Origin of the sequence: Streptomyces sp. NBC_01304, from assembly GCF_035975855.1 — a bacterium.
GTDB lineage: Bacteria > Actinomycetota > Actinomycetes > Streptomycetales > Streptomycetaceae > Streptomyces.
The window spans coordinates 9045214-9059773 of the sequence record NZ_CP109055.1; the positions used below are offsets into that span (position 1 = coordinate 9045214).

Annotated in this window: 6 protein-coding genes and 3 rRNA genes; 7 read left to right on the plus strand and 2 right to left on the minus strand. The window is 63.6% G+C overall.

Annotation, left to right across the window (positions count from 1 at the left end; translation table 11 throughout):
- Positions 1 to 105: 105 nt before the first annotated feature.
- Positions 106 to 2073: an acetoacetate--CoA ligase gene (locus tag OG430_RS40245; RefSeq protein WP_327357609.1), complete on the plus strand. Its 1968-nt coding sequence runs from the start codon at positions 106 to 108 to the stop codon at positions 2071 to 2073.
- Between the two features lie 68 nt (positions 2074 to 2141).
- A complete protein-coding gene (locus tag OG430_RS40250; protein ID WP_327357610.1) occupies positions 2142 to 3029 on the plus strand; it encodes a hypothetical protein in 888 nt (295 codons plus the stop codon).
- A 56-nt stretch (positions 3030 to 3085) separates the two neighbouring features.
- Here the strand turns inward: OG430_RS40250 and ptsP are convergent, their stop codons facing one another.
- Entirely contained in the window at positions 3086 to 4756 is a 1671-nt protein-coding gene (ptsP, locus tag OG430_RS40255) for a phosphoenolpyruvate--protein phosphotransferase (RefSeq protein ID WP_327357611.1), read from the minus strand.
- Between the two features lie 80 nt (positions 4757 to 4836).
- Complete coding sequence (locus tag OG430_RS40260; RefSeq protein ID WP_327357612.1) at positions 4837 to 5286, minus strand: PTS sugar transporter subunit IIA; 450 nt, start codon at positions 5284 to 5286, stop codon at positions 4837 to 4839.
- Between the two features lie 674 nt (positions 5287 to 5960).
- Here OG430_RS40260 and OG430_RS40265 point away from each other — a divergent pair.
- From OG430_RS40265 to OG430_RS40285, 5 genes are all read left to right on the plus strand, one after another.
- Positions 5961 to 7486 (plus strand): 16S ribosomal RNA (locus OG430_RS40265).
- Positions 7487 to 7794: 308 nt separating this feature from the next.
- Positions 7795 to 10918 (plus strand): 23S ribosomal RNA (locus OG430_RS40270).
- 100 nt (positions 10919 to 11018) lie between these two features.
- Positions 11019 to 11135: ribosomal RNA gene (gene rrf / locus OG430_RS40275) — 5S ribosomal RNA — on the plus strand.
- The 16S, 23S and 5S rRNA genes sit together here, the layout of an rRNA operon.
- 160 nt (positions 11136 to 11295) lie before the next feature.
- Complete coding sequence (locus OG430_RS40280; RefSeq protein WP_327357613.1) at positions 11296 to 11910, plus strand: CDP-alcohol phosphatidyltransferase family protein; 615 nt, start codon at positions 11296 to 11298, stop codon at positions 11908 to 11910.
- A 115-nt stretch (positions 11911 to 12025) separates the two neighbouring features.
- A complete protein-coding gene (locus OG430_RS40285; RefSeq protein WP_327357614.1) occupies positions 12026 to 14521 on the plus strand; it encodes a mannose-1-phosphate guanyltransferase in 2496 nt (831 codons plus the stop codon).
- Positions 14522 to 14560 lie beyond the last annotated feature (39 nt).

Sequence of the window (14560 nt, forward strand, 5' to 3'; positions counted from 1 at the left end):
GCGGAAGTCGATCACGTGGCATCGTCCCTTCCAGCCACGTCACGCGCACACCCCCGCACGTGCGCGCGGCGACGCACACACCGCGTACAGCTTGGGAGCCGCCCCGTGTCCACCGCCGCACCGCAGCCCCTGTGGCAGCCCGACGACGCCCGCATCGCCGCCGCGCAGATCACCCGCTTCCAGGCCTGGGCGGCCGAGCGGTACGGCGCCCCCGCCGACGGCGGCTACGAGGCCCTGCACCGCTGGTCCGTGACCGAGCTCGACACCTTCTGGGAAGCGGTCGTCGCCTGGTTCGACATCCGCTTCTCCAGCCCGTACGAGCACGTCCTCGGCGACCGCTCCATGCCGGGCACCCAATGGTTCCAGGGCGCCACCGTCAACTACGCCGAGCACGCCCTGCGCACCGCGGCCGACCGCCCCGACGAGCCGGCCCTCCTGTACGTCGACGAGTCCCAGGAGCCACAGCCCGTCACCTGGTCAGAGCTCCGCAACCAGGTCGGCTCCCTCGCCGCCGAGCTCCGCACGCTCGGCGTCCGCCCCGGCGACCGCGTCAGCGGCTACCTCCCCAACATCCCCCAGTCCGTCGTCGCCCTCCTCGCCACCGCCGCCGTCGGCGCCGTCTGGACCTCCTGCGCCCCCGACTTCGGCGCCCGCAGCGTCCTGGACCGCTTCCAGCAGGTCGAGCCGGTCGTCCTCTTCACCGTCGACGGCTACCGCTACGGCGGAAAGGAACACGACCGCCGCGACACCGTCGCCGAACTCCGCGCCGAACTCCCCACCCTGCGCGCGGTGGTCCACATCCCGCTCCTCGGTACGGAGGCTCCCGAAGGCGCCCTGGAGTGGTCCGCCCTCACGTCCTCCGCCACCGACCCGGTCTTCGAGCAGGTGCCCTTCGACCACCCCCTGTGGGTCCTCTACTCCTCCGGCACCACCGGCCTGCCCAAGGCCATCGTGCAGTCGCAGGGCGGCATCCTCCTGGAGCACTTCAAACAGCTCGGCCTGCACTGCGACCTGGGGCCCGAGGACCGCTTCTTCTGGTACACCTCCACCGGCTGGATGATGTGGAACTTCCTCGTCTCCGGCCTCCTCACGGGCACCACCGTGATCCTGTACGACGGCAGCCCCGGCTACCCGGACACCGGCGCCCAGTGGCGCATCGCCGAACGCACCGGCGCCACCCTCTTCGGCACCTCCGCCGCGTACGTCATGGCCTGCCGCAAGGCCGACGTGCACCCCGCGCGGGACTTCGACCTCTCCCGCATCCAGTGCGTGGCCACCACCGGCTCTCCGCTCCCGCCCGACGGCTTCCGCTGGCTGCACGACGAGGTCCGCGACGACCTCTGGATCGCCTCGGTCAGCGGCGGCACCGACGTCTGCTCCTGCTTCGCCGGAGCCGTCCCGACGCTTCCGGTGTACGTCGGTGAACTCCAGGCCCCCTGCCTCGGCACCGACCTCCAGTCCTGGGACCCCCAGGGCAAGCCCCTCACCGACGAGGTCGGCGAGCTCGTCGTCACCAACCCCATGCCGTCCATGCCGATCCACTTCTGGAACGACCCCGACGGCGCCCGCTACCACGACAGCTACTTCGACACCTACCCCGGCGTCTGGCGGCACGGCGACTGGATCACCCTCACCTCACGCGGCTCCGTCGTCATCCACGGACGCTCGGACTCCACGCTCAACCGCCAGGGCGTGCGCATGGGCTCGGCCGACATCTACGAGGCCGTCGAACGCCTCCCCGAAATCCGCGAATCCCTCGTCATCGGCATCGAACAACCCGACGGCGGCTACTGGATGCCCCTGTTCGTCCACCTCGCCCCCGGCGCGGTCCTCGACGACGCCCTGCGCACCCGCATCAAGCAGGCGATCCGCGAACAACTCTCCCCACGCCACGTCCCCGACGAGATCATCGAGGCCCCCGGCGTCCCGCACACCCTCACCGGCAAGCGCATCGAGGTCCCGGTCAAGCGCCTCCTGCAGGGCACCCCGCTGGAGAAGGCCGTGAACCCGGGCTCGGTCGACAACCTCGAACTGCTGCGCTTCTACGCCGAGATCGCCCGCGAACGCTCCTGACGTCACGTTGTCAGTACCTCCCCCTACGCTGAGTGAGCACTGATCAACCGTGCTGCACAGGGGGAACGATGGCGCGCACCAAACCGACCACCATGCGACGCGTCCTGCGCCGTGAAGTCGCCGGAACCATCGGCCTGTTGGCCGACTCCGAGGACTTCACGGCGATGCGCCGCTACCGCACCTTCACATTCGACGACCACACCGCCTATCTGCACGAGGTCGAAGGCCTCCTCAGATCCCTCGCCGCCGAGGGCCGCCACACGACAGTCGCGCTCTTCGACCCGGAGGACTACGCGGAGTTCTGCACCGACCTCGCCCTCGACCCGGACACCCCGGCCGTCCGCGCCCGCTACACCGCCCAACTCGCGGCCGACGGCCCGACCGTCCCCTACGACGGCCGACCCCTGAGCGCCCTCGTCCCCGACCTCATCGACGAAGCCGTCCGACAGTCCACGTGGGAGTACGCCCAGACCCTCCTCGCCGGCATCGGAGCATGCGCGGACTGCGGCGAGGACATCGGCAGAGCCGCCTTCGCCCGCGCCGCACATCTGCTCAGCCGGGTGCTCGACGCCGCCGCCGAGGGCAGCCACCACCTCGTGTGCAGCATCTCCATCGACTCCGAAGCCCTCCTCGCGGCCCTGCACGTCGACAGTTCCGCACCGGGACGTGTGCAACTGGACGAGACCGAGGCCCTGGAGTTCACGACGGTCCTCGCAGCCGGCATCGCCACCTCCCGCCCCGGCGGCATGGTCCTGCGCACGAACCGACCCGACGCCCCGGACACGGTCTACGGCTGGCGACTCACCGGCGACCGACTGGACGCCTTGACGGCAGCCGAAGTCTTCGACGCCTACTGCACCGACAGCCAGACCGGCGACCTGGTCTCACCCGAGCCCGGCGTCGAGTACTGCACCCCACCCGACCTCGGCCCGGACGAGGAGGACCACCGGCACTGAAACGCCCGAGGGGCGTCCCACCACACGGGTGGAACGCCCCTCGGGAACAGCTCGGCTCACTCGCCGGACAGCACCGCCTGCGCGGCCGCCCGCGCCTCGTCGGCGGTGTCCGCAGCACGCGCCGCGGCGGCGGCACGCTCGCACTGGGCGAGCGTGTACTTGGCCAGCGTGGCCCGTACGTACGGAATCGACGCCGCACCCATGGACAGGGAGGTGATACCAAGACCGGTCAGCACACAGGCGAGCAGCGGGTCGGACGCGGCCTCACCGCACACGCCACAGCTCTTGCCCTCGGCCTTGGCGGCGTCGGCGGACATCGCCACCAGGTCGAGCAGCGCCGGCTGCCACGGGTCCTGCAGCCGCGACACCGCACCGACCTGACGGTCGGCGGCAAAGGTGTACTGGGCCAGGTCGTTGGTCCCGAGAGACAGGAACTCGACCTCCTGCAGGATCGAACGAGCACGCAGCGCGGCGGACGGAATCTCCACCATCGCGCCGAACTTCGCCTTCAGCCCTGCCTCACGGCAGGCATCGGCGAACGCCTTGGCATCGATCCGGTCGGCCACCATCGGGGCCATGACCTCGAGATAGACCGGCAGCCCCTCGGCGGCCTTGGCCAGCGCGGTCAGCTGCGTACGCATGACCTCGGGGTGCTCGAGCAGCGAGCGCAGCCCACGCACGCCGAGCGCCGGGTTCGGCTCATCGGCGGGCGTCAGGAAGTCCAGCGGCTTGTCGGCACCGGCATCCAGCGCACGCACGACGACCCGGCCCTCGGGGAAGGCCTCGAGCACCTTGCGGTACGACTCGATCTGCTTCTCCTCAGACGGCGCCTGCTTGCTGTCGTCCAGGAAGAGGAACTCCGTACGGAACAGACCGACGCCCTCGGCACCCGCCTCGACGGCGGCCGGCACGTCGCCGGGACCACCCACGTTGGCGAGCAGCGGCACCTTGTGACCGTCGGAGGTCGCACCGGGCCCGGACGACGCGGAGAGCGCAGCCTTGCGCTCCTCCGCGGCCTTGGCCAGCTCGGCACGCTTCTCGGCACTCGGGTCCACATAGATGTCACCGGTACTGCCGTCCACCGCGACCACGGTGCCCTCGGCGATCTCACCGGCACCGGGCAGCGCCACCACAGCAGGCACCCCCAGCGCTCGCGCGAGAATCGCGCTGTGGCTGGTCGGCCCGCCTTCCTCGGTCACGAACCCGAGGACGAGCGCGGGGTCGAGCAGCGCCGTGTCGGCGGGGGCAAGATCCCGCGCGATCAGCACGTACGGCTCGTCGCTGTCCGGCACACCGGGCATCGGCACACCGAGCAGCCGCGCCACGATCCGGTTCCGCACGTCATCGAGGTCGGCAACGCGCCCGGCCATGTACTCACCGGCACCGGCCAGCAGCTCGCGATAGTGCGAGAACGCGTCGTAGATACCGCGCTCAGCGGTGCTGCCGACAGCGACCCGACGGTCCACATCAGCCATGAGCTCCGGGTCCTGAGCGATCATCGCCTGGGCCTCGAGCACGTGCTGAGCCTCGCCACCAGCCAGATTGCCGCGCGCAATCAGGTCTGCCGCCACAGCTTCCACGGCCTGGCGAGCACGCCCCTGTTCGCGCTCAGCCTCCTCCGCGGGAATCTGCTTGGCCGGCGGCTCCAAGACCGCCGTCCCCATGTGCCGAACCTCGCCGATCGCCACACCGTGGCTCACGCCGACGCCTCGCAGCGTTGTCTCCATTTACCCGTCTCCGATAGATGCGACGGACCATGCCGCCGCGATGGAAGTCGTACCTGCCGCCGCCCAATGCGGCGCTGACGTCACTGCCAGCTGAAGAGCTCGTCGCCCGCCCTCACGTCGCCGTCCTCGACGACGCCGGACAGGGCCTCGGCCGTGGCCTCGAGCGCCACGATCGGGCACACCGGGGACTTCCCGGCCGCCTCGACGGCAGCGGGGTCCCACCGGATCACGGCCTGGCCGCGCTGCACGGTGTCACCCTTGTTGACGAGCAGCTCGAAGCCCTCGCCGTTGAGCTGAACGGTGTCGATACCAAGGTGCGTCAGCACACCGTGCCCCTGGTCGTCTACGACGACATAGGCATGCGGGTGAAGCGAGACAACGATGCCGGCGACGGGAGCAACGGCTTCCGAAGGCTCACGCGCGGGATCAATTGCCGTACCGGGACCAACCATCGCTCCGGAGAACACCGGGTCGGGCACAGCAGTGAGCCCGATGGCACGTCCGGGGAGTGGGGCCGTCACGGTCGTCATGGGGAGCCTCCCAGGGGGTGGAGAGTCATAAGCGCCGTCACTGCCTGTCCTGGACGACGCACTGTTCAGAAGGGTAAGTCATAAGAAGTCCCGGTTCCGCACAACTGGTCCCAGTTGACAGACGTAGCGACGCACCACAAACGATTTGCGTCCGCTCCGCACGGCATGTACTGTCGTACTCCTGCCTGAGACCGCACGGCGCACTAGCGCGAGGTCTCGGCGGCATCCATCAGATCGATCCTATCTCCGGATCTGGGTTCTGCATGTTCGCAGAGACTTGGTCAGGGAGACGGAAATGGCCTGATAGAGTCAGCACCGCTGGAAAGGGAAAGCGCGAAAGCGAATCCCTGAAAAGCACCGAGGAAATCAGGCCCGAAAGCGTCTGATAGAGTCGGAAAGGCAAGACCGAAGGGAAGCGCCCGGAGGAAAGCCCGAGAGGGTGAGTACAAAGGAAGCGTCCGTTCCTTGAGAACTCAACAGCGTGCCAAAAATCAACGCCAGATATGTTGATACCCCGTCCACGGCCAATCTTGGCTGGGGATGAGGTTCCTTTGAAAAAGTCCTGCCGATCTACACCGGTTGGTAGGCAAACACAGCGAGGACGCTGTGAACGACCGGGACTATTCCTCCTGGTTGTTCCGCTCTCGTGGTGTCATCCCGATTACGGGAAAACATTCACGGAGAGTTTGATCCTGGCTCAGGACGAACGCTGGCGGCGTGCTTAACACATGCAAGTCGAACGATGAAGCCCTTCGGGGTGGATTAGTGGCGAACGGGTGAGTAACACGTGGGCAATCTGCCCTTCACTCTGGGACAAGCCCTGGAAACGGGGTCTAATACCGGATAACACTCCTTGCCTCCTGGCAGGGAGTTAAAAGCTCCGGCGGTGAAGGATGAGCCCGCGGCCTATCAGCTTGTTGGTGAGGTAATGGCTCACCAAGGCGACGACGGGTAGCCGGCCTGAGAGGGCGACCGGCCACACTGGGACTGAGACACGGCCCAGACTCCTACGGGAGGCAGCAGTGGGGAATATTGCACAATGGGCGAAAGCCTGATGCAGCGACGCCGCGTGAGGGATGACGGCCTTCGGGTTGTAAACCTCTTTCAGCAGGGAAGAAGCGAAAGTGACGGTACCTGCAGAAGAAGCGCCGGCTAACTACGTGCCAGCAGCCGCGGTAATACGTAGGGCGCAAGCGTTGTCCGGAATTATTGGGCGTAAAGAGCTCGTAGGCGGCTTGTCACGTCGGGTGTGAAAGACCGGGGCTTAACCCCGGTTCTGCATTCGATACGGGCTAGCTAGAGTGTGGTAGGGGAGATCGGAATTCCTGGTGTAGCGGTGAAATGCGCAGATATCAGGAGGAACACCGGTGGCGAAGGCGGATCTCTGGGCCATTACTGACGCTGAGGAGCGAAAGCGTGGGGAGCGAACAGGATTAGATACCCTGGTAGTCCACGCCGTAAACGGTGGGAACTAGGTGTTGGCGACATTCCACGTCGTCGGTGCCGCAGCTAACGCATTAAGTTCCCCGCCTGGGGAGTACGGCCGCAAGGCTAAAACTCAAAGGAATTGACGGGGGCCCGCACAAGCAGCGGAGCATGTGGCTTAATTCGACGCAACGCGAAGAACCTTACCAAGGCTTGACATATACCGGAAAGCATTAGAGATAGTGCCCCCCTTGTGGTCGGTATACAGGTGGTGCATGGCTGTCGTCAGCTCGTGTCGTGAGATGTTGGGTTAAGTCCCGCAACGAGCGCAACCCTTGTCCTGTGTTGCCAGCATGCCCTTCGGGGTGATGGGGACTCACAGGAGACCGCCGGGGTCAACTCGGAGGAAGGTGGGGACGACGTCAAGTCATCATGCCCCTTATGTCTTGGGCTGCACACGTGCTACAATGGCCGGTACAATGAGCTGCGAAACCGCAAGGTGGAGCGAATCTCAAAAAGCCGGTCTCAGTTCGGATTGGGGTCTGCAACTCGACCCCATGAAGTCGGAGTTGCTAGTAATCGCAGATCAGCATTGCTGCGGTGAATACGTTCCCGGGCCTTGTACACACCGCCCGTCACGTCACGAAAGTCGGTAACACCCGAAGCCGGTGGCCCAACCCCTTGTGGGAGGGAGCTGTCGAAGGTGGGACTGGCGATTGGGACGAAGTCGTAACAAGGTAGCCGTACCGGAAGGTGCGGCTGGATCACCTCCTTTCTAAGGAGCATCTAGGCCGCCAAGCTTGCTTGGTGGTCCAGGGCCATTACGTCGGCACACGTTCGACGGTGGTTGCTCATGGGTGGAACGTTGATTATTCGGCACACTTGACCTGCTCTGGTCGCAAGTACTGCTTCGGCGTGGAAAGCGAGAGGAACAGGCAAGGAGTGTCGGGCACGCTGTTGGGTATCTGAAGTAACGGCCGTATGGCTGTCTTCAGTGCCGGCCCCGGTGAAGCACCGCGTAAGTGGTGTGTGACGGGTGGTTGGTCGTTGTTTGAGAACTACACAGTGGACGCGAGCATCTGTGGCCAAGTTTTTAAGGGCGCACGGTGGATGCCTTGGCACCAGGAACCGATGAAGGACGTGGGAGGCCACGATAGTCCCCGGGGAGTCGTCAACCAGACTTTGATCCGGGGGTTTCCGAATGGGGAAACCCGGCAGTCGTCATGGACTGTCACCCATGCCTGAACACATAGGGCATGTGGAGGGAACGAGGGGAAGTGAAACATCTCAGTACCCTCAGGAAGAGAAAACAACCGTGATTCCGGGAGTAGTGGCGAGCGAAACCGGATGAGGCCAAACCGTATGCGTGTGAGACCCGGCAGGGGTTGCGCATGCGGGGTTGTGGGATCTCTCTTTCACAGTCTGCCGGCTGTGAGACGAGTCAGAAACCGTTGATGTAGACGAAGGACATGCGAAAGGTCCGGCGTAGAGGGTAAGACCCCCGTAGTCGAAACGTCAACGGCTCGTTTGAGAGACACCCAAGTAGCACGGGGCCCGAGAAATCCCGTGTGAATCTGGCGGGACCACCCGCTAAGCCTAAATATTCCCTGGTGACCGATAGCGGATAGTACCGTGAGGGAATGGTGAAAAGTACCGCGGGAGCGGAGTGAAATAGTACCTGAAACCGTGTGCCTACAAGCCGTGGGAGCGTCGCTGGCAGCACTTGTGCTGTCAGTCGTGACTGCGTGCCTTTTGAAGAATGAGCCTGCGAGTTAGCGGTGTGTAGCGAGGTTAACCCGTGTGGGGAAGCCGTAGCGAAAGCGAGTCCGAATAGGGCGATTGAGTTGCACGCTCTAGACCCGAAGCGGAGTGATCTAGCCATGGGCAGGTTGAAGCGGCTGTAAGAGGTCGTGGAGGACCGAACCCACCAGGGTTGAAAACCTGGGGGATGACCTGTGGTTAGGGGTGAAAGGCCAATCAAACTCCGTGATAGCTGGTTCTCCCCGAAATGCATTTAGGTGCAGCGTCACGTGTTTCTTGCCGGAGGTAGAGCACTGGATAGGCGATGGGCCCTACCGGGTTACTGACCTTAGCCAAACTCCGAATGCCGGTAAGTGAGAGCGTGGCAGTGAGACTGTGGGGGATAAGCTCCATGGTCGAGAGGGAAACAGCCCAGAGCATCGACTAAGGCCCCTAAGCGTACGCTAAGTGGGAAAGGATGTGGAGTCGCAGAGACAACCAGGAGGTTGGCTTAGAAGCAGCCACCCTTGAAAGAGTGCGTAATAGCTCACTGGTCTAGTGATTCCGCGCCGACAATGTAGCGGGGCTCAAGCGTACCGCCGAAGTCGTGTCATTCCAGCAATAGGGCCAACGCCCGCTGGGATGGGTAGGGGAGCGTCGTGTGCCGGGTGAAGCAGCCGCGGAAGCGAGTTGTGGACGGTTCACGAGTGAGAATGCAGGCATGAGTAGCGATACACACGTGAGAAACGTGTGCGCCGATTGACTAAGGGTTCCTGGGTCAAGCTGATCTGCCCAGGGTAAGTCGGGACCTAAGGCGAGGCCGACAGGCGTAGTCGATGGACAACCGGTTGATATTCCGGTACCCGCTTTGAAACGCCCAATACTGAATCAGGCGATGCTAAGTCCGTGAAGCCGTTCCGGACCCTTCGGGGAAAGGAAAGTGGTGGAGCCGACGAACCAGACTTGTAGTAGGTAAGCGATGGGGTGACGCAGGAAGGTAGTCCAGCCCGGGCGGTGGTAGTCCCGGGGTAAGGGTGTAGCCCGTCATCTAGGCAAATCCGGATGACATATAAGGGTGAGACCTGATGCCGAGCCGATTGTGGTGAAGTGGATGATCCTATGCTGTCGAGAAAAGCCTCTAGCGAGTTTCATGGCGGCCCGTACCCTAAACCGACTCAGGTGGTCAGGTAGAGAATACCGAGGCGTTCGGGTGAACTATGGTTAAGGAACTCGGCAAAATGCCCCCGTAACTTCGGGAGAAGGGGGGCCATCACTGGTGAAGGAACTTGCTTCCTGAGCTGGGGGTGGCCGCAGAGACCAGCGAGAAGCGACTGTTTACTAAAAACACAGGTCCGTGCGAAGCCGTAAGGCGATGTATACGGACTGACGCCTGCCCGGTGCTGGAACGTTAAGGGGACCGGTTAGTGCACTTTCGGGTGTGCGAAGCTGAGAACTTAAGCGCCAGTAAACGGCGGTGGTAACTATAACCATCCTAAGGTAGCGAAATTCCTTGTCGGGTAAGTTCCGACCTGCACGAATGGCGTAACGACTTCTCGACTGTCTCAACCATAGGCCCGGTGAAATTGCACTACGAGTAAAGATGCTCGTTTCGCGCAGCAGGACGGAAAGACCCCGGGACCTTTACTACAGTTTGATATTGGTGTTCGGTTCGGCTTGTGTAGGATAGGTGGGAGACTTTGAACCTTGGACGCCAGTTCAGGGGGAGTCGTCGTTGAAATACCACTCTGGTCGTGCTGGATGTCTAACCTGGGTCCGTGATCCGGATCAGGGACAGTGTCTGATGGGTAGTTTAACTGGGGCGGTTGCCTCCCAAAGAGTAACGGAGGCGCCCAAAGGTTCCCTCAGCCTGGTTGGCAATCAGGTGTTGAGTGTAAGTGCACAAGGGAGCTTGACTGTGAGACCGACGGGTCGAGCAGGGACGAAAGTCGGGACTAGTGATCCGGCGGTGGCTTGTGGAAGCGCCGTCGCTCAACGGATAAAAGGTACCCCGGGGATAACAGGCTGATCTTCCCCAAGAGTCCATATCGACGGGATGGTTTGGCACCTCGATGTCGGCTCGTCGCATCCTGGGGCTGGAGTCGGTCCCAAGGGTTGGGCTGTTCGCCCATTAAAGCGGTACGCGAGCTGGGTTTAGAACGTCGTGAGACAGTTCGGTCCCTATCCGCTGTGCGCGTAGGAATATTGAGAAGGGCTGTCCCTAGTACGAGAGGACCGGGACGGACGAACCTCTGGTGTGCCAGTTGTCCTGCCAAGGGCATGGCTGGTTGGCTACGTTCGGAAAGGATAACCGCTGAAAGCATCTAAGCGGGAAGCCTGCTTCAAGATGAGTATTCCCACCAACTTGATTGGTTAAGGCTCCCAGTAGACGACTGGGTTGATAGGCCAGATGTGGAAGCCCTGTAAGGGGTGGAGCTGACTGGTACTAATAGGCCGAGGGCTTGTCCTCAGTTGCTCGCGTCCACTGTGTTAGTTCTGAAATAACGAACAACACGCCTCCCCCCTAAGGCCATGGGGGGTTGAGGCATCGGTTCAAAATTTCAAAGTGTTTCGGTGGTCATAGCGTGAGGGAAACGCCCGGTTACATTCCGAACCCGGAAGCTAAGCCTCACAGCGCCGATGGTACTGCAGGGGGGACCCTGTGGGAGAGTAGGACGCCGCCGAACTAAATTTAGATGAAAGGGAAACCCCCGCACCTATGGTGCGGGGGTTTCCTGCGTTTAGGGGTAAGGGCTGGACACTTGGACGCCCCCTGTGTACCGGAACGTCGGCACGGAGGGTAAAGTCATGGGGCATCGTTGGCACGTTCCCACAGGAGGCCCCCGGGTGGAGGTCCAGGAGACCCGAGTTCAGACTGATCGGGTCCTCACCATCCCGAACATCCTCAGCATGGCGCGCCTCGTTGGCGTGCCCCTTTTCCTGTGGTTGATCCTCAGGCCGGTGTTCGAAGGCCCCGACGCCAACAGTGACGGCTGGGCGCTGCTCGTGCTGATGCTGAGTGGGATCAGCGACTATCTCGACGGCAAGCTGGCCCGCCGTTGGAACCAGATCAGCAACCTCGGCCGGCTGCTCGATCCCGCCGCGGACCGGCTGTACATCCTCTCCACGTTGGTCGGCCTGACCTGGCGGGAGATTCTGCCTGTCTGGTTGACGGCTCTACTGCTGGCCCGTGAACTACTGCTCCTGGTGATGGTGGGCATCCTCAGGCGTCATGGGTATCCGCCGCCGCAGGTGAACTTCCTCGGCAAAGCCGCGACCTTCAACCTGATGTACGCGTTCCCCCTGCTCCTTCTCAGTGACGCATCTTGGTGGATCTCGACACCCGCTGCTATTTTCGGATGGGCGTTCGCCGGATGGGGTACAACGCTCTACTGGTGGGCAGGGATCCTCTACGTGGTTCAGGTCCGCCGACTCGTCAAGGCGGACGCCAAGGCCGATTGAACCTGCCGATTCGGCGGCCGTAGAGCGGCTGGTGGTCCGCACCTGATCTGAGCGGGCCTGTCTGGACGGGCAAAGTCGGCAAGACAGTCGTCTCTTCAAGGAGGACGCTTCCGACATGAAGGCCGTCGTGATGGCCGGAGGCGAAGGCACGCGCCTTCGCCCTATGACCTCGAGCATGCCCAAGCCGCTCCTTCCCGTGGCCAATCGGCCGATCATGGAGCATGTGCTGCGGCTGCTCAAGCGGCATGGGCTTACTGAGACCGTTGTGACCGTCCAGTTCCTGGCCTCGTTGGTGAGGAACTATTTCGGTGACGGCGAAGAGCTCGGGATGGAACTCACCTATGCCAATGAGGAGAAGCCACTCGGCACTGCCGGCAGCGTGAAGAACGCGGAGGAAGCACTCAAAGACGACGCGTTCCTCGTGATCTCCGGTGATGCCCTGACCGACTTCGATCTCACCGAGCTCATCAATTTCCACAAGGAGAAGGGTGCGCTCGTCACGGTATGTCTGACGCGTGTGCCCAATCCTCTTGAGTTCGGCATCACCATCGTCGATGAAGAGGGCAAGGTCGAGCGGTTCCTCGAAAAGCCGACCTGGGGCCAGGTCTTCTCGGACACGGTCAACACGGGCATCTATGTGATGGAGCCCGAGGTGTTCGACTATGTCGAGCCGGATGTCCCTGTCGACTGGTCGGGCGACGTGTTCCCTCAGCTGATGAAAGAGGGGAAGCCGGTCTATGGATATGTGGCCGAGGGCTACTGGGAAGACGTCGGCACGCACGAGAGCTATGTGAAGGCTCAGGCCGATGTGCTCGAGGGCAAGGTAGACGTCGACATCGACGGCTTCGAGATCTCGCCCGGTGTGTGGGTTGCAGAAGGTGCGGAAGTGCACCCTGATGCTGTGCTGCGTGGGCCGTTGTACGTCGGTGACTACGCGAAGATCGAGGCCGGCGTCGAGATTCGCGAGCACACCGTCGTGGGGTCCAATGTCGTCGTCAAGAGCGGGGCATTTCTACACAAGGCAGTGGTCCACGACAACGTCTACATCGGTCCGCACAGCAACCTGCGCGGGTGTGTCGTAGGCAAGAACACGGACATCATGAGGGCCGCCCGTATTGAGGACGGTGCCGTCATCGGTGACGAGTGCCTCGTGGGTGAAGAATCGATCGTTCAAGGGAACGTACGCGTCTATCCCTTCAAGACCATCGAGGCCGGCGCCTTCGTCAACACCTCTGTCATCTGGGAGTCTCGCGGGCAGGCGCATCTCTTCGGTGCGCGTGGGGTGTCCGGCATTCTGAACGTCGAGATCACGCCCGAGCTCGCTGTGCGATTGGCGGGGGCCTACGCGACGACGCTCAAGAAGGGGTCCACCGTCACCACCGCGCGTGACCACTCCCGTGGTGCGCGGGCGCTGAAGCGGGCGGTGATCTCGGCGTTGCAGGCCAGCGCCATCGACGTACGCGATCTTGAGAACGTACCGCTGCCGGTGGCCCGGCAGCAGACGGCGCGGGGTAGTGCCGGCGGGATCATGATCCGGACGACGACGGGGGTGCCCGACTCCGTCGACATCATGTTCTTCGACGAGCGTGGGGCGGATCTCTCGCAGGGCGGGCAGCGCAAGCTGGACCGGGTGTATGCGCGTCAGGAGTACCGGCGGGCGTTCCCCGGGGAGATCGGGGATCTGCATTTTCCGTCCAGCGTCTACGACTCCTACACGGGGTCGCTGCTGCGGAATGTCGATACCACCGGGATCTCGGACTCCGGGCTCAAGGTGGTGGTGGATGCCTCGCACGGCAGCGCGGGGCTGGTGCTGCCCAGTCTGCTGGGGCGTCTGGGAGTTGATGCGCTGACCATCAACCCTGGGCTGGATGAATCGAGGCCCACGGAGACCGCTGATACACGGCGGTCCGGGCTGGTGCGCCTCGGGGAGATCGTGGCGTCTGCGCGCGCGGCGTTCGGGGTGCGGTTCGACCCGGTGGGCGAGCGGCTGTCGCTGGTCGATGAGAAGGGGCGGATCGTCGAGGACGACCGGGCCCTGCTCGTATTGCTCGATCTGGTCGCCGCCGAGCGGCGCAGTGGGCGGGTGGCGTTGCCGGTGACCACGACGCGGATTGCCGAGCAGGTGGCCGCGTACCACGGTACGCAGGTGGAGTGGACGACTACGTCGCCGGACGATCTGACTCGGGTGGGGCGTGACGAGGCGACCATCTTCGGTGGGGACGGGCGTGGCGGGTTCATCATTCCCGAGTTCAGCAGCGTATTCGATGGAAGTGCCGCTTTTGTTCGGCTCATTGGGCTGGTCGCACGGACTCAGCTCACGCTGAGCCAGATCGACGCGCGGATTCCACGGGCGCATGTGCTGCGTCGGGATCTGGCGACGCCGTGGGCTGTGAAGGGCCTGGTCATGCGGCGGGTGGTGGAAGCTGCCGGGGAGCGGTCCGTCGACACGACCGACGGTGTGCGGGTCGTCGAGGCCGATGGGCGTTGGGTGATGGTTTTGCCGGACCCGGCCGAGGCCGTGACGCATTTGTGGGCCGAGGGGCCGGACGATGCGTCGGCGCAGGCTTTGCTGGACGAGTGGTCGGTGGTCGTGGACAGCGCCGGACACTGAGTTCGCGGCGTGCCGGACAGCGGCCTCGGGGCCCGCTGT

Excerpts from the sequence above, each read along its gene's own strand:
- ptsP (WP_327357611.1), bottom strand. The coding sequence starts at position 4,756 with ATGGAGACAACGCTGCGAGGCGTCGGCGTGAGCCACGGTGTGGCGATC.
- OG430_RS40285 (WP_327357614.1), top strand. The coding sequence starts at position 12,026 with ATGAAGGCCGTCGTGATGGCCGGAGGCGAAGGCACGCGCCTTCGCCCT.
- OG430_RS40250 (WP_327357610.1), top strand. The coding sequence starts at position 2,142 with ATGGCGCGCACCAAACCGACCACCATGCGACGCGTCCTGCGCCGTGAA.
- OG430_RS40260 (WP_327357612.1), bottom strand. The coding sequence starts at position 5,286 with ATGACGACCGTGACGGCCCCACTCCCCGGACGTGCCATCGGGCTCACT.